Origin of the sequence: Labrys miyagiensis (assembly GCF_030160835.1) — a bacterium.
Lineage (GTDB): Bacteria > Pseudomonadota > Alphaproteobacteria > Rhizobiales > Labraceae > Labrys > Labrys miyagiensis.
In genome coordinates this window covers 362,534-381,503 of sequence record NZ_BSPC01000069.1, presented here as the reverse complement: position 1 = coordinate 381,503, position 18,970 = coordinate 362,534, and the positions used below count along the sequence as shown (strand labels likewise).

Sequence of the window (18,970 nt, the reverse complement as noted above, 5' to 3'; positions counted from 1 at the left end):
GATTCGCGGCTGCTCCGGCGGCCGCCGTCGCCTCGATCTTCTTCATGCTCCGGCCCGCTCAGGGCGCGGAAAGGCGAAGCCGTGCGCGCAGGTGTCGCAACGGCTGGGCGGGATGAGGCCTTTGAGAACAAGTCTCGCCGGTTGCGCCCCCTCTCCCCGTAAGGACGGGGCGAGGGGGCGCAACCGGCACGCCACCTCCTTCAATCGTCTCATCTCGCCCAACCGGCGAGGGGACGCGAGCGCCCAACCGGCAAGGGTGCAGGGCGAGCGCCGAGGCTTGCACGATCGTTCAAGACGGATGGCCGGAAAGATTCCATAGCCTGCCGCTTCGACAGCGAGGCTAGGCAGACAGATGGAAAAGACGTACCAGGCGATTAAATTTTCGGAGAAGCTCGCGAAAATCACGGATTTCTGGCAGCCGCGCGTCGTCGCCGAGATGAACGACTACCAGTTCAAGATCGTCCGCATCGAGGGAGACTTCATCTGGCACGATCATCCCGAAACGGATGAGACCTTCATCGTGCTCGGCGGCCAACTGCGGATCGACTTTCGCGATGGCTTCGTCCTGATCGGCCCCGGTGAGATGTTCGTCGTGCCCAAGGGCGTCGAGCACAAGCCCTATGCGGAACGGGAGGTCGAGATGCTTCTGATCGAGCCGCGCGGCACGCTCAACACCGGTCATGTCGGCGGGGACCGCACGGCCCAGAACGACGTCTGGATTTGAAGGCGCCGCTGGAACTCCGCTTCACACCGCCCAGGGCTGCCGCACCGCCTGTACCGTGGTGCCACCAGCCACCGCCTCCTCGATCAGCAGCGAGAGATACTGGTCCTGCGCGGCCTCGGCGAAGCTGTAGACCGGCTTGCCGCCGCGCACGCTCTCGCCCATGCCGTCTAGGATGGCGGCCACGGCGATCTCGTCGTCGGTGAGCGAGGCGCCGGGATAGGGGTTGCGATAGACCCAGCCCTCGCCGGCCTGGATGCCGCGATGGAAATAGCCTTCGTGGTTGTTGTACTGGCCGGTGTCGCTGCGCCGGAGCGTGAGCTCCACGGGTGTGCGGAAATTCTTGAGGTAACGCACCTCGCGGTCGACGATCTCGCCCTTTTCGCCCCGCACGGTGAGGCGATAGGCCCGCACCCAGGAGAAATATTGCGAGCCGGCAAAATCGAAAATGCCGAGCCTGTCGCCGAAGTCGAGCTCGGCGATGACCTGGCGCACCGTATCGATCTTGTGCTCGGCCGGCGGCCCCTGCCGGTTCGGGCCGGCCACGAGGGTGGAGCTGAAAGCGCGCCCTCTGATCGCTGGCTCGGTGAAGCCGGCATCGAGATAATGCCGGATCAGGCTGGTACCGTGGTAGCCATGGGCGTGGCTGACATGGGCGTAGCTCACCGGCCCGAGCTTGCCGGCGTGGATGAGGGCGAGCCGGGCCTGGTGCAGCGGCTGATAGATATATTGTTCGGCCACCTCGATATGCGCGCCCTTTTCGACCAAAGCCCATAGCCGCAGCAGGCCCTCCAGCGTCTGGGCCGGCGGCGTTTCCGTCATGATCGGCAGGCCGGCGGCGGCCACCAGCTCGATCATCGCCGGTGCGGCCGGCTGGGCCACGGAGATGACGACGAAATCCGGACGCTGATGGCGGATCATCGCGTCGAAATCGGTGAAGGCCGGCACGCCCCATTCGGCCTGGAGTTTTTCCGCCTTGGCGCTGTCGCGCGTGAGAATGCCGGTGACGCGGAACTTCTCCGGCAGCGCCCTGGCGATGCGCAGGAAAAACAGGGTGCGCCAGCCCGAACCGATAATGGCAAATTGAACAGTGTTCATGATTTTCGTCATCCAAATTGACGGCCGTCGCGGCCGCCGCCCGTCCCTGTATAGGGTTCGCCGGGGGTCCAGTCATCGGCCGGTGGCATCTTTGCTTCGTCCTGCAACGGTAACGTGATGACCCGGCGCAGGCGGCTGGAGAGATAGGCGCCCTCGCACAGCTCCAGCGCCACCAGGGAACAGTCCGGAATGGTGTAGTCCGTCGTCCCGCCGGCGATCATGGCGGCGAGATTGTCGAGATGGCGCTGATGCGGCGGGCGCTCGTCATCCGCGGGCTCGAAGCGCTGGCCCGTGGGATAGGCGGCATTGAGCAGGCGGTAGTCGTTGGCCCAGCCCCAGAACTCGATCATGCCGAGCGTGCCGACCAGGCGGAAGACGAATTGACGTCCCTCCTCACCATTCACCCGCAGCGTGTCGCCGGTGTGCAGGATGCAGCGCACGCCCGAGCGGGTCTGCACCGAGGTGACGGCGGTGGTCTCCACCTGCATGCCATCGCGATAGGTCCGCGTGCCGGCATCGCAAACGCCGAGCACGTCCATTGGCGGATCTCCGCCCGTCAGCGCCACGAAGAAACTCAGCCAGTGGATGCCGGCATTGATGATGTCCCAGCCACGGCACTGGATCTCCACGAGCTTGAGATCGCCGATCTCACCGCCCTGCACGCGCTTGATGATCTCCAGCGGCGTGTGCTTGACCAGGAGGCCGTGCGGCACGGCCATGGGCAGGTGGCGCGCCTTGATCGCCTGGAGGATGCGGCGGCCGGAGGCGGCGGTGTGGCCGAGCGGCTTTTCGACCAGGATGCCTTTCAGGGGCAGCCTCAGCGCATCCATCGTCACTTCCTCGTGGGACGGCGGGAAGGTGGAGACGCAGACGATATCGGTCGGGCACTCCCGGAACATCTGCTGGTGGTCGGTGAAGGTACGGATGCCGGGAAAGTCTCGTTCCAAGGTGGCCAGGACCTCCGGGCGCAGGTCGCAGGCGGCCTTGAGCTCGTAATGCGGCGAGGCCGCCAGCGCTTTCAGGCTAAGTCGGCCACCCATGCCGCCGCCGACCACGGCGGCGGTGTATCGCTGCTGGGAGACGGTCATGGGGGCTCCGGGTTAGGGGAAACAGGGTGTTCGTTGGGGCGCGATGAGACAATTGAGAAAAGGGCCTGCCAATTGCGCGCCCTCGCCCCGGTTACAGTAGGGCCGTCCGGAGAAGGTAGGGCGCGGATCGCCTCCCCCAGCTCCGTGGGGGAGGCTTCCCGCGCCTACTCGTGCACTTTCACGCCACCCTTAACAGCGAGGCGATCGAGGGCTCCTTCTTGCGCAGGTTCTCGGGGATCCAGTCGCCATGGGCGTCCATAAGATCGTCCACCAGGCTCCAGATCTGGTCGAGATTGAGTTCGGCCGAGGTGTGCGGGTCGAGCATGGCGGCGTGATAGATGTGCTCGCGATTGCCGGTCAGGATGGCCTCCACCGTCAGCTGCTGCACGTTGACATTGGTCTGCATCAGTCCGGCGAGCTGGGGCGGCAGGCGGCCGATGCGCACCGGCTGCAGGCCGTTCTTGTCGACCAGGCAGGGCACCTCCACCGTGCAGTCCGGCGGCAGGTTGGTGATGAGGTCGCGGTTCTCGACATTGCCGTAGACCACCGCCGGCTTGCCTGTCTCCATGGCGTGGATGATGGTCGAGCCGTATTCGAGGCTGCGGTTCACCTCGAAGGGCACGGTGGGGTCCTGCAACTGGCGGGAAAGATCGCCCCATTTGCGGATCTGGCGCTCGCTGCGGTCGATATATTCGTCGAGCGGGATGTTGTAGCGCTCGATCAGCTTCTCCTGGCCCGATTTGATGTACCAGGGCACATATTCGCAGAAATGCTCCGAGGATTCGGTGACGAAATAGCCCAGCCTGAGGAACATGTCGTAGCGCACCCGGTTCCAGTCCGGCACGCGTCCCTCTTCAACCACCTTGCGGATGAGAGGATAGAGATCCTCGCCATTGCGCTGGAAGGTCAGGTAGAAGGCCATGTGGTTGATGCCGGCGCAGGTGTAGTTGATCTCCTCGATCGGCACGCCGATATCCTCGGCGATTTGCGCGGCGGTACCCTGCACGCTGTGGCACAGGCCGACATTCCTGATCTTCGTCGCCCGGTTCAGCGCCATGATGTTCATGCACATCGGGTTGGCATATTGCAGGTGGAAGACGTCCGGGCAGAGCCGTTCCATGTCCCTGCTATAGTCGAGCAGCACCGGGATGGTGCGCAGGGCGCGCATGATGCCGCCGATGCCGAGCGTGTCGGCGATGGTCTGGCGCAGGCCGTATTTCTTCGGCACCGCGAAATCCGTCACCGTGCCGGGCTTGTAGCCGGCGACCTGGATCATGGTGATGGCATAATCGGCGCCGTCGAGCGCACGCTCGCGATCCGTCGTGGCCTCGATGGTGGCCGGGACCTTCAGCGTCTCGACGATGCGGCGGCCGACGCGTTCGGAAACGGCGAGGCGTTCGGGGTCGATGTCATAGAGGCAGATGCGGGCCTCCGCCAATTCGGGGAATGACAGAATATCGCCCATCAGATTCTTGGCGAACACGGTGCTGCCGGCGCCAATGAAGGTGATTTTCGGGGAAGACATTATCGGGACTCCAGTATGAAGCTTCAAGGCGACGGGTAGGCCCGGCGCCGTTGCTGTTGGGCTCGGCGGTCGCGCCGCCCGCAAGGGCTGTGTCAGAACACGCTGTTCACGTGGTCATTGGCATCCTTGAGCACGGTTGCCGCGTCGACATCGTTGAGGAAGATCTGCTCCAGCGCCGCCTTCATGGTCGAGTTGATCTCGGACGAATGGTCGGTGATGGGGAAGTAGAAGGTCTGGTCGGGCGTTGCCTCCTTGAGGAAGGCCGAGACATCCCAGCCCTTCTTGAAGGAGGTGTCCTGCGAGAGCTTGGCGGCCTCCTCGATGGCCGGGAAGACCACCCCCGAGGCGCCCACGATCTTCTCGCAGGTCGGGGAGGCCAGGAACTTCACCCATTGCCAGCTTTCCTCGGGATGCTTGGTGCCGGTCCAGATGCCGTCGGCGAGGCCGTTGAACATGGTCCTGCGGCCCGCCGGACCCTTGGGCAGCAGGGCATAACCGACCTTGAACTTGGCATTGCTGCCATAGAAGCTGATCTTCCAGGAGCCATCCGGCGTGATCGCCGCCTTACCGGCGACGAACAGGCCCGAGGCGTTGTTGCCGACATCCTTCTGGGGAATGGCGAAGCCCTTCTTCAGCCCGAGATCGCGCTGCCAGGTGAGCGTTTCGGCAAGCTTGGGATCGTCATAATGGTAGGCGGTCGCCCACAGGCCATCGACGAATTTGAAACCGTCGGAGACGGCGAAATGGCTCCACTGCGTCTGGCCATAGCCGTCGAGCTCGGGCGTGACAAAGCCATATTGCCTGACGTTCTTGGCATCGAAATTCGGCGACAGGCCGTTATTGCCGTTGGCGTCGATCGAAAGCTTGGCGATGATCTTCTCGAAGCTGCCGCCGTCCTGGGGGTTCCAGGTGGCGCTGTTCAGCTCCTCCTCGCTCACCCCGGCCTTGGCGAGCATGTCCTTGTTGTAGACCATGGCCACGGTGTCCCAGTCCTTGGGCAGGCCGTAGACATGGCCATCCTTCGACCAGAGGTCGAGCAGGCCCTTGTAGTAGATGTCGGTCGGCACATTGTCGCGCTTGATCAGGTCGCTGATGTCGGTGACCTGGTTGTTGTTGACGAATTCCGGGTAGCGGCTGAGCTGGTTGGTGAAGACGTCGGGCGCCTCGCCGGAGACGAAGCCGGTCGACAGGGCGGTCCAGTAATCGTTCCAGCTGAATTGGCTGATCTTGATCGAGATGTCGGGATGCTGCTTGTGGAACTCGTCGGCGCAGGCCTGGTAGGGCGGGACCTGGTTGTTGTCCCACAGCCAGTAATTGAGCTGCGTCTCGGCCAAAGCAGGTGCGCAGGCGCCGCCAAAGAGCAGGGCTGTCAGCGCCGCAGTGATTTTTCTCATCGTTTCCTCCGGGATGATGTGTCGTGATCGTCTATTTCAGGCCGCTGAATTGCAGGGACTCGACCACGCGCCGGCCGAGGATGACGAGCAGCAGGATGATCGGCAGGATCGACAGGAAGGTCGCGGCCATCAGGCCGGTCCAGTCTGGATTGCCGTTGGGCTGCTGCTGCAGGAAATTGGTGAGCGCCACCGAGAGCACGCGGGCGCTCTCGTCGCGGCCCACCAGATAGGGCCAGAGGAACTCGTTCCAGCTGTTGATGGTAAGCAGGATGGCGAGGGTGGCGATGGCGCCGCGATGCACCGGCAGCACGATGCTCCAGAAGATGCGCAAGGGGGAGGCGCCGTCCAGCCTCGCCGCATCCTCGAGCTCGGAGGGCGTCGACAGGAAGAACTGGCGCAGGAAGAACACCGCGAAGGGGGTCATCAGCACGAAGGGTGCCACCAGGCCTGGCATGGTGTTCAGCCAGCCCAGTTGCTTGATCAGCACGAAATTGGGGATGAACAGCACGATGGCCGGCACCATGGTGGCCGAGATGAACAGATAGAAGATGACATCGCGGCCGAAGAAGCGCAGCCGGGCGAAGGCATAGGCGGCGAGGGAGGAGAAGGCGATCTGGCCGGTAACGCAGATCACCGTGAAGATCACGCTGTTGAGGAAGGCCGTGCCGAACTTCATCTCGGCGTTGAAGCCGCCCTGCTGCTCGCTGAGGCCGAAGATGCGGGTGAAGTTCGAGGTGGTGACCTCGGTCGGAATCGGCGAGGTGGCGGTGTCGTAGAGATCGAGCAGCGGGGTGATCGCCGTCTTGAAGGCGATCCAGATCGGGAACAGCGAGCCGAGGATGAACAGCCCCAGGATCAGCCAGGCGAAGGCCCGGCCCAGGCTCCATTGCCGGGTTGCGGTGGCTCCCAGCATCATTCGAGATCCGATCTGTCGGCGCGCAGCACGCGCATCTGCACGAGGGTGACGGCGATCAGCACCAGGAAGAGCAGCACCGACATCGCCGAGGCATAGCCCATCTTGGAGAAGCGGAAGGCGCTCTCATAGATGTACCAGATGATGGCGCTGGTGGAGTTGACCGGGCCACCCCTGGTCGCAACGGCGATGGTGTCGAAGATCTGGAAGGAGCCGATCACGCTGGTGACGACGATGAACACCAGCACCGGACGCAGCAGCGGCAAGGTGATGTGCCAGAACATGCGCCATTCGCTGGCGCCATCGATCTTGGCCGCCTCGTAGAGGCTTTTCGGAATGGCCTGCAGGCCGGCATAGAAGAGCAGGGCGATCAGGCCGGTATGACGCCAGATGTTGATGCCCACGATCGAGATCAAGGCAAGGCCCGGCGTGGTCAGGAAGGGCTGGCGGGCAATGCCGACAAGGTTGAGGAAGGCGTTGGTGACGCCGAGCACGGGATCGAGCAGCCACAGGAAGATCAGGGCGACCACGACATTGGAGAGCAGATAGGGCGCCACCACGATGGCGCGCACCGCCACCGATTTCGACAGGCGGTCGAGCAGCACCGCGAGCAGCAGGCCGAGAGCCGTCTGCAGCGGGATGTTGTAGATCACATAGAGCAGGGTGATCCTCACCGACTGCCAGAAGCGCGGATCGCCCATCAGCTTGACGTAATTGTCGAGACCGACGAATTTCGGCGCCCGCATCAGGTTCCAGTCGGTCAGGCTGATCTCGATCGCCCGGATGGTCGGCAGGAAATAGAAGACGATGAAGCCGATCAGGGCCGGCAGGATGAACAGCCAGCCGGTGAGGTTCTCGCGCCACCACCGGCCGCTCGCACTCCAGCCCTCAGGGCGCGCCGTCTCGGCAAGCGCAGCCTCGGCACGCGCAGGCACGGACCTGGACTCGTTGATCGACACCAAAGGCATCCCTCCCCAGGATGATTCGATTTATCGATTCAATTGTAGTGACACGTGTTATTATGCTATTTACACGTGTTAGTATGACTAATGTCGGTTGTCAAGGCAGGTTTCCAGCGGGGCCGCTTGACAATAGGCCGTCGGCTCAAGCCAAAGCGTTTTGCGATTTGACGAAATCGGCAAGAATCGCAGAGACGCGTCGAAACAAAAAGTGAGAGTAAAGCAGCGTTTACGCTTAAGCGGGCTCTGCTCGAGGAGAGGACGGGGAGGGGTGGATGGATCGGCCCAAGGTGACCAGCCATGACGTCGCCGAGCGTGCGGGTGTCTCGCGCGCCACCGTGTCGATGGTGCTCAATCGCTCTCCCGGCGTTTCGATCAGCCAGGAGACGCGCGAGCGCGTGCTGCTGGCGGCGGCGGCGCTCGGCTATCGGCCCAATTCGGCGGCCCGCATGCTGGTGCGTGGCGATACCGAGACGATCGGCCTCGTCGTCACCGAGCCGGCCTCGCTCCATGTCGACGGCTTCGTGCCGCAGCTTCTCACCGGCATCACGCGTGTCAACCAGCGCCACGGCTATGGCGTGCTGCTCGAGGTCGTCGAGCCCAATCGCGCGCCCAATGCCTATGTCGACCTCGTCCGCAGCCATCGCATCGACGGGCTGATCGTGCTCAACCCGGCCACCCATGATCCGGCGCTGCACGCGCTCATCGACGACGCCTATCCGCTGGTAATTCTGGGTTCGGTCGGCCATCCCGGCGAGCATTCGGTGAATTTCTCCACGCGCCGCGCCATTCGCAAGGCGGTGGACCATCTCGTCGACCTCGGCCACCGGCGCATCGCCCATATCGGCTTTTCGGACGTCGGCTATATCGCGACCGATGTCCGCCTCGCCGCCTATCAGCGCAGCCTGGCCGATCGCGGCATCACGCCGGATCCGGCCCTGGTCGGCTTTGCCCATTACAGCGCCGAGAGCGGCCATGCGGCCATGGCGGCGCTGCTGGAACGGGCCGATCCGGCCCCCACCGCGGTGCTGGCCGGCAACGACACGGTGGCGCTCGGCGTGATCGCGGCCATCAATGCACGGGGGCTGGCGGTGCCAGGGGATATCGCAGTGATCGGCTTCGACGACCTGCCCATCGCCGCCTATATGCGGCCCTCACTCACCACCATCCGCAATCCCGGCATCGAGCAGGGCGAGAAGGCGGCGGAAATGCTGATCAAGATGATCAACCGCGAGCCGGTGGAACGGCCGAAGCTGGTGGTGGCGACGGAACTGGTGATCCGGGAGTCGAGCGGGGGAGCGAGGACATAGGAAAACGGAGCCGGAAAAAGCGCGGGAAGCCTCCCCCACGAAGCTGGGGGAGGTGGCCGAGCGTAGCGAGGTCGGAGGGGGTGTGGTCAAGAGAAGGCACGGGAAGCGCCTTTCTAGAGTCCGTTTCCTGCGTCTCACTCCGCCCACACCCCCTCCGTCACGGCTTCGCCGCGACACCTCCCCCAGCTTCGTGGGGGAGGCTTTCCGCGCTCTTGTCGGTTCTGTCCTGCGTCCTACCGCGCCACTTTCGTCGCTTGGTACAGCCGCCGGAATGCCGCCACCTTCTCCGCATAAGCCTGCGTCAATTCTGTCCGCGGCTCGGCCACGTCGAGCACCGGCGGCTTGGTGGCGATGGCGGCGATGTCCTCACCCGTCACCGCCGCGCGGGCGAGGCGGGCGGCGCCGAAGGCCGGGCCTTTCTCGCCGCCGCGATAGCGCTTGAGCGGCATGCCCAGCACATCGGCGAGGATCTGCACCCAGAGGGCGCTGCGGGCGCCGCCACCGATCACCGCAGCCTCGCCGAGCGTCGTGCCGGCCTCCTCCAGGCAGGCGGCGGCATCGGCGAAGGAGTAGGCGACACCCTCGAGCACGGCGCGGATGAGATCGGCCTTGCCGGTGCCGCCCGTCATGCCGGAGAACACGCCGGTGGCGAGCGCGTCGTTGTGCGGCGTGCGCTCGCCGGCAAGATAGGGCAGGAACATCACCGGGCCCGGTCCGGCGGGCTGCGCGGCGACCTCGGCGAGAAGCTTTTCGATCGGCTCGCCGACCAGCCCGGCGGCCCAGGCCAGGCAGGAGGCACCGTTGAGCAGGGCCGCCATCTGGATCCAGCGCCCGGGCACGGCATGGCAGAAGGCATGCAGGAACTTGTCCGGCAACGGGCGGTAGGCGGTGCCGGGCACGAAGAACTGGCCGGAGGTGCCCAGCGAGATGAAGGCGCCGTCATCGATGGCGCCGATGCCGATAGCGCCCGCCATGGCATCGCCCGCCCCGCCGGCGACGGGAATGCCGGGCTTGAGGCCGAAGCGCCCGGCAATATCGGGACGCAGGCGGCCTGAGATCTCGGTGCCCTCGACCAACCGCGCCATCTGGCGGCGCTCGACGCCGGTGGCGGCCAGCGCCTTGTCGGACCAGTCGCGCCTGGCTTCGTCCAGCCACCAGCTCCCGGCGCCGTCGGACATCTCGCTGACATGTTCGCCCGTCAGCCACAGGCGCACGAAATCCTTGGGCAGCAGCACGCGCCGCAGGCGCGCCATCAACTCGGGCCGGTGGCGCGAGAGCCAGAGCAGCTTCGGCGCGGTGAAGCCGGGCGCGGCCGGCACGCCGAGCTGCCAGGCAAGCTCGGGATGGTCGCGGTTGAGCTCGGCCGCCTCCGCGACGGCGCGGCTGTCGTTCCAGAGGATGACGGGCAGCAAAGGCTGATCGGCCTCGTCGAGGCAAACGGAGCCATGCATCTGGCCGGACAAGCCGATGCCCTCGACGGAAGCGAGGATCCCCGCCTCGTCCGCGTGCCAGCGGGCGAGGATCTTTTCGACCGCGGCAAGCCAGTCCCGCGAGTTCTGTTCCGACAGGCCAGGGCCCGGCCGGGATGTCGCGAGGCTCTCCTCGCCGTCGGCCAGCACGGCCTCGCCCTGGTCGACGATGACGGCCTTGACTGCCGAGGTTCCGATATCGAGGCCGAGAAAAGGCATCAGGCGCACTCACGCTGAGGGGTGCGCCCTTAAGAGCACGGCGAGGGCCGGTTTGTCATCAGCCTGCTTGAAGCGAGTGCTGGACAGGCATTCCGAGAGGCTGCGCTACCTATCAGGTTAGCGCTTAGCGAAGCGACCGATCCTTACTCCGACAGCAGGCGCCGCAGCAGGTCGACCTCTTCCGCCAGGCCAGAATCCCTGCCCACCAGGCCTTCGATCTTGCGCACGGCGTGGAGCACGGTGGTGTGGTCCCGCCCACCGAAGCGGCGGCCAATCTCCGGCAGGGAGCGCGGCGTCAGGGACTTGGCGAGATACATCGCCACCTGCCGCGGCTTCACCACCGTGGCGGTGCGGCGCAAGGAGAGGATATCCGCCCTGCTGACATTGTAGTGCTTGGCGACGATGCGCTGGATGTCCTCGATCTTGACCCGGCGCGGTTCGCGGTTCTTGACGAGGTCGCGGATGGCGGCCTCCGCCGTCTCGAGCGACATGCCGGAGCCGGAGAGGGCGGAATGGGCAAGCAGGCGGTTGACGGCGCCGTCGAGGTCACGGCCATTGGTCGAGACCTGATGGGCGACATAGGCGACGACCGTGTCGGGCACGTCGAAATTGGCGTGGTGCGAGCGCGCCGCTTCGATACGGGATTTGAGGATTTTTACACGCAGTTCCTCGTCGAGGGCGCCGATCTCCACCACCAGGCCGCCGGAAAGGCGCGAGCGCACGCGCTCGTCGAGGGTCTCGAGGTCGGCCGGCGGACGATCCGCCGCCACCACCACCTGCTTGCCGCCATCGATGAGGGCGTTGAGCGTGTGGCAGAACTCCTGCTGGATCGACTTGCCGGCCAGGAACTGCAGGTCATCGATGACCAGGATGTCGATGGCGCGCAGTTTCTCCTTGAACTGGATCGCCGTCTGCGCCTTGAGGGCGGCGACGAAGCCATACATGAAGCGCTCGGCGGTGAGATAGAGCGCGCGCTTGCCCTGTGTCTCGGCCTGGTGGGCGATGGCCTGAATCAAATGAGACTTGCCCAGCCCCACCGAGGCGTGGATGAACAGCGGGTTGTAGGGCAGCGGCTCGCTCGGCGCGGATTTGGCGACCTGCAGCGCCGCCGCGTGGGCGAGCGCGTTGGACCTGCCGACATAATAGGCCTCGAAGGACATGCGGCGGTCGAGCGGAGAGCCAGCCAGGTCATCCTCGCGCACAGGCGCCTCCAAGGCACGCAGGAACGGCGCCATGGCAGGCTTGGCGGCCACGACCTCGGCGGGATTCTTGGCGCAGGGCGCCGTCTCCCTGATGACGATGGGCGGACGGGCCGCGGCGGTGCGGACATTGAGGGTGATGTGCGCTGTGCCGGGCAATTCGGCCGAGAGCAGGCCCAGGATCTTGTCGATGTAGTGGGCCTGGATCCAGCTGCGCAGGAAGCGCGTGGGCACGGACAGGCTCACGGTGTCGTCGGCGACGGCATCGAGTTCGAGCCGGGCGAACCAACTGGAAAAGACGTCCTCGCCATATTCGGCGCGCAGACGGCGCTTGACACGGTCCCAGGCTGCGGCCGGCGTGATCGCGGCATCGCCGAGGGAGGTGGAAAGATCGGCGACAGCGAGATTCTTGCTGTTCTGGGCCGCGGCGGAAAGTGTCAGGCGTTCGCTCGAGTTCATGGGGCTATCGTCTGGCATAAGAGTTCAAGATAAAGCTCCGGCGTCGTCCGGCTTGCACCGGCGGCCGACCGAGCCACGAATTTCTGTTCAGGACTGTATCCAGGGCAACTCAGAGGCTTTCCAGCCATCTATCGTGCCGCGGTGACGCTCCGCATTAACAGGGCCTTCAAAGCCGGCCGCTACATTGCGGCTGCCCTTCCATCCGGCGGCCAGCATGGCCTGCGCGGCGGCAAGGGAGCGCGCGCCGGATCGGCACAGGAACAGGATCGGATCCTCCTGTCCCACCGAACGGCGCTGGAGTTCACGTTCAAGCTGGTCAACGAAATCGGCGGCGACGTCCATGCTCGGGTAACGCTGCCACTCGGCCAGGATCGTCTCCTTGCCGAGCGCCGACAGGTCGGGAACGCCAACAAATGACCACTCGGCCCGGGTGCGGACGTCAACAAGCTGAGCTTTGGGCTGCTGGCCGAGAAGATCATAGGCTTCCCTGGCGGTGACGTCTCCCGCATAGTCATTCAACCACCCCGACGACATGACACCCCAATTCCGTCTTTTGCAGACTTCGTTCGTAAAAAACTTCAAAGCATGCCGGAAAGATCCGGCATGGGACATACAAAGTACGCCGCTGGGTTAACTGTATAGAAGTTCAATACGGAATGTTTCCAACATTACCTTACTGTCTTCTACACAACACGCGATCACTTGGCACACGCGCCCCCAATGCCCTGAATGGACGTCCGTCCGCTCGCAGTATCGGGAGGGAACCTACACAATGACCCGTTCCGAGAAAAAACATACCGAACCCGGACCAGCGGGCGCAACAGGCAAATCTCTATGATTCGTTAACGCGGCCTCCTTGTTCCCGATTCGGACAGTGGCGGCCTGGGGCCGCGAAGCCGCAAGGTGTTGAGGAGTCGACGGAATCATGGAGGCGGCAAAATGACTCAAAAATATTCGTTTCGGATGCGTAAAGATTGCGGGGCTTCGTAATTTGCCCGGGGCGCGCCCGGGCGCTCCCCGGGGCACTTTTCTCTTATCCCATAAAGCCATGATATCTATCAGGAAATTTTGTCCGGCCTGTGAAGAGGGATGCCCCCCTAGGCCAAAGGGTGAGTCAAGGGCAAAGATTACCCTCGCTGTATACGGAGGTATTTTTATACCTTAGTACGTCGGAATTATTACGTCGCCATGACAATCATAGGTAGAGTCGCTCGATCGCTCTTTTCGCGAAGAAGTCATTCCGGGGCGCGGTTTCGGGTCGCCAAAAGACGGTTTTGAAACAGGGTTGGTAGGTCCGACAAATACTTAGCCGGGAGCGCGGCGACAATGTCGGCGCGGGCCCCGCCCTCGTTCGCAAGGGGTAAGCCGCAGATCGTGGCATTCCGGTCACACTCGCTCCGAAAGAAAAAACCCGGCTGCGACAGCCGGGTTTTCTGACCTAACGGAACACAAATAAAAAGCCTTGAGCGAGGCGGCCCTTTCAGTGTCCAAAAAATGGCTCAGGCGCTGAGCTTCCTGACGGCCTGCGCAAGACGCGAGACCTTGCGCGAGGCGGTGTTGCCGGCCACGACACCCTTCTGGGCAGCGCGCATGATTTCCGGCTCGGCGCTCTTGAGCGCAGCGGCGGCCTTGACCTGGTCGCCGGAAGCAATCGCCTCCTCGACATTGCGGATGAAGGTGCGCACACGCGAACGGCGCGCCTTGTTCACTGCGGTGCGCACTTCGATCTTGCGCGTAGCCTTCTTGGCCGACTTCGTATTGGCCATGGTCCCTGCCTGTTGAGCCGGCCGCGTTCGCAGCGATCGAAAAATCGTCGCGAGGCCGTGCGTTGCCTGAAAATGATTAAAGCGGGCGCTGAGCACCCGACATTGGAGGCGGCTCTTTACATGGCGAGCAGCCGGACGTCAACGACGGACTGCAATGAATCCGCGAAATCGCGGCCTGGCCCAGCCAAACGGCCGGCCATGCCACGATGTCAGGCCTCACCGGTGCTTGAACACCGGCGGGCGTTTCTCGATGAAGGCAGCCATGCCCTCCTTCTGGTCCTCGCTGGCAAAAAGCGCGTAGAAGGCGCGGCGCTCATAGCGCACGCCCTCGGCGAGGGTCAGCTCATAGGCGCGGTCGACGCAGTCCTTGGCGGCGATCACGGCGGGCAGGGGCATGGCGGCGATGGTCTCGGCCGTCTTCAACGCTTCCGCCAGTAGATCGGCCGCCGGCACCACGCGGGCGACGAGACCGGCCTGCTCGGCCTCGGCGGCCTCCATCATGCGGCCCGTCAGCACCATTTCCATCGCCTTGGCCTTGCCGATGGCACGCACCAGGCGCTGCGTGCCGCCGATGCCGGGAACGACGCCGAGGCGGATCTCGGGCTGGCCGAATTTGGCGCTGTCGCTCGCAATGATGAGATCGCAGAGCATGGCGAGCTCGCAGCCCCCGCCGAGTGCAAAGCCGGACACCGCCGCGATCACCGGCTTGCGCAGGCGGGCGAAGCCGTCCCACACGGCGATGAAGTCTTCCAGCAGGGCCTGCGGATAGGCCTTGCCGGCCATTTCCTTGACGTCGGCGCCGGCCGCAAACGCCTTCTCCGAACCGGTGATCACGCTGCAGCCGATGGCCTCGTCGGCATCGAATTCCGCCAGCACGCCGGTAAGCTCGGTGGCGAGCGTAGCATTGAGGGCGTTGAGCGCCTTGGGTCGGTTCAGGGTGATCAGGCCGACGCGTCCGCGGCGCTCCACCAGCAAAGTCTCGAGGCTCTCGCCCGGCATTGTCAGCTCCAAATCGATATGCAAGCTGGTGTAGTGGAAGTCGGGCGCTGAGGAAACCGCCTTGCCGGGAGCGTTAGACCTTTCGATGACCGATATGCATTCCATCTGGCTGATGCCGGCTGCCGAGGACGCGGCCCTGCTCTCGGCCATCGTGGAGGATCTCGCCAGAGCCTTTGGTAGCGAGGTCTTCAGCCCCCATCTTACGCTGGTGGAGGACAGGCCCGTCGAGGTGGAGGCGCTCACGGTGCGGGTTCGGGCCATCGCGGCGGGGATCGCGCCCTTCGCCGCCCGCATCGAGGGCATCAAGACCGGCGAGCCCTTCTTCCGCGCCTTCTATGCCCTGTTCGAGGCGCAGGGGCCGATCCTGGCGCTCAAACAGCGCGCCATAGGTTCCATCGCCGCTTCGTCCCTCAGCGCCTTCATGCCCCATGTCTCGCTGGCCTATGGCGTCACCGATACGCCGCAGCGCCGACGCCTGTCCTGGGAAATGGACCAGCGCCTCGCCGGCCATAGGGTCCGTTTCGACCGCATCGGCGTGGTGCGCTCGGCGCAGACTATCCCGATCGCCGAATGGGAGGTCCGCGCCAGCGTGCCGCTCGTCTGAGGAAGGGCTTATTCCGGGTGCACGGGCATCTTGCCCGTTCTTCCTCTCCTGCACGCGCCACGGTTCAAGAACGGGCAGGATGCCCGTGCACCCGGACAGCCGCTATGTCTGGCAGCTGCGGCACCAATAGGTCGAGCGACCCGCTTGTACCAGGCGCTCGATGGTGCCCTTGCAGCGCGGTGTGGTGCAGGGCTCGCCCTCACGGTCATAGACGCGGAAGCGGTGCTGGAAATAGCCGAGCGAGCCGTCGGTGTGGCGGTAATCCTTTAAGGTGGATCCACCAGCCGCGACCGCCTCCTCCAGCACGTCGCGGATCACGGTGGCCAGTCTTGCCGCCTGTTTGCCGGTGAGCGTGCCCGCCGCCCGCTCCGGCGCCAGGCCGGCGCGGTTGAGGGCCTCGCAGACATAGATGTTGCCGAGGCCCGCGATCAGGCCCTGGTCGAGCAGGGCGGCCTTGAGCGGCGCCGCCTTGCCCTCGAACAGCCGCTCGATCGCATCCCCGCTCAGCTCGTTGCCGAGCGGCTCGATGCCCATCGCCTTGAAATGGCGCGAGGTCTCCAGCCCGGCGCGCGGCACCAGGTCCATGAAGCCGAAGCGGCGCACGTCGTTATAGGTGATGGCGAAGCCGTTGGAGAGGCGGAAGACGACGTGGTCGTGCCTGGCGTCCTCCTTCACCTCATTGGCGAACTCGCCCGGCTCGTCCACATGGCCATCCGGCGCCGTGATCAGGAAACGGCCCGTCATGCCCAGATGCATCACCAGCACCTCGCCCGAGGAAAGGTCGCCCAGGAGATATTTTGCGCGCCGGCCCATGGAGAGGATGGTCTCGCCCGTGAGGCGCTTGACGAAATCAACGGGAAAGGGAAAGCGCAGATCCGGCCGCCTCGCCTCGACCGCCACGAAGCGCGCGCCCGTCATCGCCGGTTCCAGGCCGCGGCGCACGGTCTCGACTTCGGGCAGTTCGGGCATGATTCCTCCGGAGACGGGTGAGAAGGCGAGAGATAGGGTGGAAGACGCGGGTTTGCCAGCACCTTCCTGGGATCGCAGGCTTCCAGCCTGAGGCGCCGCGTTTCAGGGAGAGGCGCCGAAACCGGTGTGCCGGTCTTCAGACCGGCATCTTAACCCATCGCCGCGGGCATGCCGGTCTGAAGACCGGCACACCGAAAGCGCCGCTTCTTCTTACGGCGCGAAGGCGATCAGGCAGGTGGCAGGCGATAACGGTCGACGGTGACCGTGCGATCGGCCGCAACCGAGATTTCGAGCGCCTCATTATACGGCTCTGCCTCTCCGATTTCCGCGAGGACCAGGAGAAACAGCGATCTCTGGAGCGCAAGGTCCATCATCCTGGCGGCCGTATTGAAGCCAACAAGACCGAGATGGATCTCCTCTCGCCCATAGAGCGGGCGGAAGTCGGCTGTGTTGTGGGTGACGAAGACGAAGCTCTCGCCGACGGCGCGGCGCATGATCACGTGATCCTTGGCGCCCGACAGTCCAAGCCAGGTGACGTGCGTGGATTCCGCAAAGCCGCACTCACGGGCGAGCAGAGCGAGGTCCGGGCTCAAGCACTCATCGATCAGAAACTTCACGACGCTGGCAGATCCTTGATGTTCAGCCTGCGTGTGGTCTTCGGCACCTTTCTGAGCCAGGCCGGCTTCCTGAGCGGCGGACGGCCCCGGAGCGGATAGGCCTCGGCATAGGTCCCGGCCAGCCGGATTTGCTCAGCCGACAGGCTGGGATAGGCTTCGAGAAGGGCAGCCTCGCTCTCGCCCTTCGCGGCCATGTCCGCGATCATGTGAACGGGGATGCGCGTCCCCTCGATGCAAGGTGTGCCACCCATAATCTCGCTGTCGATCCTGACCAGGGCCTTCGCTTTCTCCAGCCGGTCCAGCCCCTGTTCGACATCGGCCATGATAGGCTTCAGAGGAATGATGATGGCCTCTTCGGCGATCGTCTCGGTATCGGCGTGCTTCACGACCCTGGCGATGACCCGCCTGCGGGCGTCGAGCGTGAGGGTGCCGGCCGTGAGATAGGCGAGCCGCAGCCCGACAAGGGCATTGCGCCGGATGGTGCGCGACCCCCTGGCCAAGGGCAGCACGCCGGCGTCGATGATGCGGTGGACCTGGCGGACCGGGACGCGTGTGACAATGGCAGCCTCATTGGCCGTCAAGGTTGCTTTTGCGAGGGGTGCCATGGCAGCTTCTCAAATCATTCCACAAAACTGGAAGATATATAAGAGATTGGACGATGGAAAGCCATGGCGGGGCCGGATTGTTCGCATTCTCTTCCCAGGCTTTCCTTTTCTGCTCTATAGAAGCCGTACCATCGTCCGGAGTTGCCCCATGCCCGCCAGCGCTGAAACCCATTTCGGCTTTTCCACCGTGAAGCTGGAGGAGAAGCAGACGCTGGTCGACGATGTCTTCCACAAGGTCGCCGGGCGCTATGATTTGATGAACGACCTGATGTCCGTCGGGCTGCATCGCCTGTGGAAGGACGATCTGGTCACCATGCTCAATCCGCCGCGCCAGCGCCCCTTCCGCCATCTCGACGTGGCCGGCGGCACCGGGGATGTCGCCTTCCGGATCGTGAAGGCGGGCGGGCCGCAGACCCATGTCACCGTGCTCGATATCAACGGCTCCATGCTGGAGGTCGGCCGCCAGCGCGGCGAGGAGCGCGGGCTCTCCGGCCAGCTCGATTTCGTCGAGGCGAATGCCGAGGAACTGCCCTTCGAAAACTCCAGCTTCGATGGCTACTCCATCGCCTTCGGCATCCGCAACGTGCCGCGCATCGACAAGGCGCTAGCCGAGGCCTATCGCGTGCTCAGGCGCGGCGGGCGCTTCCTGTGCCTGGAATTCTCGACGGTCGACATGCCCGGCCTCGACAAGATCTACGACCTCTATTCCTTCAACGTCATCCCGCCGGTCGGGCGCATGGTGACGGGGGATGCCGAGCCCTATCGCTATCTGGTCGAGTCCATCCGCAAATTTCCCAAGCCCGCGGCGTTCTCCGCCATGATCCGCGAGGCCGGCTTCTCGCAGGTGAGCCACCGCTCCCTGACGGGCAACATCGTCGCCATCCATTCGGGTTGGAAGCTGTAATGGTGTGCCGGTCTTCAGACCGGCATCTTGGCAGGCACATCATCGTCGGCGAGGGCGGTAGTTCCACGCCGGGTCTGAAGACCCGCCCCCCATTTTTCATGCCGCTCCGTCACATTTCGTTTGGCGAAGCAGGCGCCTTCGTTGTTCCCTGT

The 18,970-nt window shown here is 64.4% G+C and carries 18 protein-coding genes; 4 read left to right on the top strand and 14 right to left on the bottom strand.

Annotated features, from left to right (window positions below):
• The first annotated feature begins 352 nt into the window (after positions 1-352).
• Positions 353-724, top strand: coding sequence for a cupin domain-containing protein (locus QQL24_RS31655; RefSeq protein WP_284316282.1), 372 nt, complete (start codon positions 353-355; stop codon positions 722-724).
• 21 nt (positions 725-745) lie between these two features.
• Here the strand turns inward: QQL24_RS31655 and QQL24_RS31650 are convergent, their stop codons facing one another.
• From QQL24_RS31650 to QQL24_RS31625, 6 genes are all read right to left on the bottom strand, one after another.
• Positions 746-1,819, bottom strand: a complete 1,074-nt coding sequence (locus QQL24_RS31650; RefSeq protein WP_284316281.1) for a Gfo/Idh/MocA family protein — start codon at positions 1,817-1,819, stop codon at positions 746-748.
• A gap of 8 nt (positions 1,820-1,827) precedes the next feature.
• Positions 1,828-2,907 carry a Gfo/Idh/MocA family protein gene (locus QQL24_RS31645; protein ID WP_284316280.1) on the bottom strand — a complete coding sequence of 360 codons (1,080 nt, stop codon included), beginning with the start codon at positions 2,905-2,907 and terminating at the stop codon, positions 1,828-1,830.
• Positions 2,908-3,085: 178 nt separating this feature from the next.
• Positions 3,086-4,432, bottom strand: a complete 1,347-nt coding sequence (locus QQL24_RS31640) for an alpha-glucosidase/alpha-galactosidase (RefSeq protein WP_284316279.1) — start codon at positions 4,430-4,432, stop codon at positions 3,086-3,088.
• Positions 4,433-4,524: 92 nt separating this feature from the next.
• Positions 4,525-5,826, bottom strand: coding sequence for an ABC transporter substrate-binding protein (locus QQL24_RS31635; RefSeq protein WP_284316278.1), 1,302 nt, complete (start codon positions 5,824-5,826; stop codon positions 4,525-4,527).
• A gap of 31 nt (positions 5,827-5,857) precedes the next feature.
• A complete protein-coding gene (locus QQL24_RS31630; protein WP_284316277.1) occupies positions 5,858-6,742 on the bottom strand; it encodes a carbohydrate ABC transporter permease in 885 nt (294 codons plus the stop codon).
• On the bottom strand, positions 6,739-7,674 hold the full coding sequence (locus tag QQL24_RS31625) for a carbohydrate ABC transporter permease (protein ID WP_284316276.1): 936 nt from the start codon (positions 7,672-7,674) through the stop codon (positions 6,739-6,741). The genes QQL24_RS31630 and QQL24_RS31625 overlap by 4 nt, the downstream gene beginning before the upstream one ends.
• A gap of 299 nt (positions 7,675-7,973) precedes the next feature.
• On the opposite strand from QQL24_RS31625, the gene QQL24_RS31620 reads away from it, so the two are divergent.
• Complete coding sequence (locus tag QQL24_RS31620) at positions 7,974-9,008, top strand: LacI family DNA-binding transcriptional regulator (RefSeq protein WP_284316275.1); 1,035 nt, start codon at positions 7,974-7,976, stop codon at positions 9,006-9,008.
• A 233-nt stretch (positions 9,009-9,241) separates the two neighbouring features.
• Here QQL24_RS31620 and xylB read toward each other — a convergent pair whose 3' ends face one another.
• The 5 genes from xylB to QQL24_RS31595 all read right to left on the bottom strand — a co-directional run bounded on the left by xylB (position 9,242) and on the right by QQL24_RS31595 (position 15,119).
• Positions 9,242-10,696 (bottom strand): xylulokinase, encoded by a 1,455-nt coding sequence (xylB, locus tag QQL24_RS31615; RefSeq protein WP_284316274.1) that lies wholly within the window; start codon positions 10,694-10,696, stop codon positions 9,242-9,244.
• Between the two features lie 143 nt (positions 10,697-10,839).
• Entirely contained in the window at positions 10,840-12,354 is a 1,515-nt protein-coding gene (gene dnaA, locus QQL24_RS31610; protein ID WP_284316273.1) for a chromosomal replication initiator protein DnaA, read from the bottom strand.
• An 87-nt stretch (positions 12,355-12,441) separates the two neighbouring features.
• Positions 12,442-12,888: a rhodanese-like domain-containing protein gene (locus QQL24_RS31605; protein ID WP_284316272.1), complete on the bottom strand. Its 447-nt coding sequence runs from the start codon at positions 12,886-12,888 to the stop codon at positions 12,442-12,444.
• Positions 12,889-13,853: 965 nt separating this feature from the next.
• Positions 13,854-14,120, bottom strand: a complete 267-nt coding sequence (gene rpsT / locus QQL24_RS31600; protein WP_284316271.1) for a 30S ribosomal protein S20 — start codon at positions 14,118-14,120, stop codon at positions 13,854-13,856.
• A 216-nt stretch (positions 14,121-14,336) separates the two neighbouring features.
• Entirely contained in the window at positions 14,337-15,119 is a 783-nt protein-coding gene (locus QQL24_RS31595) for an enoyl-CoA hydratase (protein ID WP_284316270.1), read from the bottom strand.
• Between the two features lie 85 nt (positions 15,120-15,204).
• Between QQL24_RS31595 and QQL24_RS31590 the strand changes: the two genes are divergently transcribed.
• Positions 15,205-15,723: a 2'-5' RNA ligase family protein gene (locus QQL24_RS31590; protein WP_284316269.1), complete on the top strand. Its 519-nt coding sequence runs from the start codon at positions 15,205-15,207 to the stop codon at positions 15,721-15,723.
• Positions 15,724-15,825: 102 nt separating this feature from the next.
• Here the strand turns inward: QQL24_RS31590 and mutM are convergent, their stop codons facing one another.
• From mutM to QQL24_RS31575, 3 genes are all read right to left on the bottom strand, one after another.
• Complete coding sequence (gene mutM / locus QQL24_RS31585; protein ID WP_284316268.1) at positions 15,826-16,692, bottom strand: bifunctional DNA-formamidopyrimidine glycosylase/DNA-(apurinic or apyrimidinic site) lyase; 867 nt, start codon at positions 16,690-16,692, stop codon at positions 15,826-15,828.
• 227 nt (positions 16,693-16,919) lie between these two features.
• Entirely contained in the window at positions 16,920-17,309 is a 390-nt protein-coding gene (locus QQL24_RS31580) for a DUF5615 family PIN-like protein (protein ID WP_284316267.1), read from the bottom strand.
• Positions 17,306-17,914, bottom strand: coding sequence for a DUF433 domain-containing protein (locus QQL24_RS31575; protein ID WP_284316266.1), 609 nt, complete (start codon positions 17,912-17,914; stop codon positions 17,306-17,308). The genes QQL24_RS31580 and QQL24_RS31575 overlap by 4 nt, the downstream gene beginning before the upstream one ends.
• A 148-nt stretch (positions 17,915-18,062) precedes the next feature.
• On the opposite strand from QQL24_RS31575, the gene ubiE reads away from it, so the two are divergent.
• A complete protein-coding gene (ubiE, locus tag QQL24_RS31570; RefSeq protein ID WP_284316265.1) occupies positions 18,063-18,818 on the top strand; it encodes a bifunctional demethylmenaquinone methyltransferase/2-methoxy-6-polyprenyl-1,4-benzoquinol methylase UbiE in 756 nt (251 codons plus the stop codon).
• Positions 18,819-18,970 lie beyond the last annotated feature (152 nt).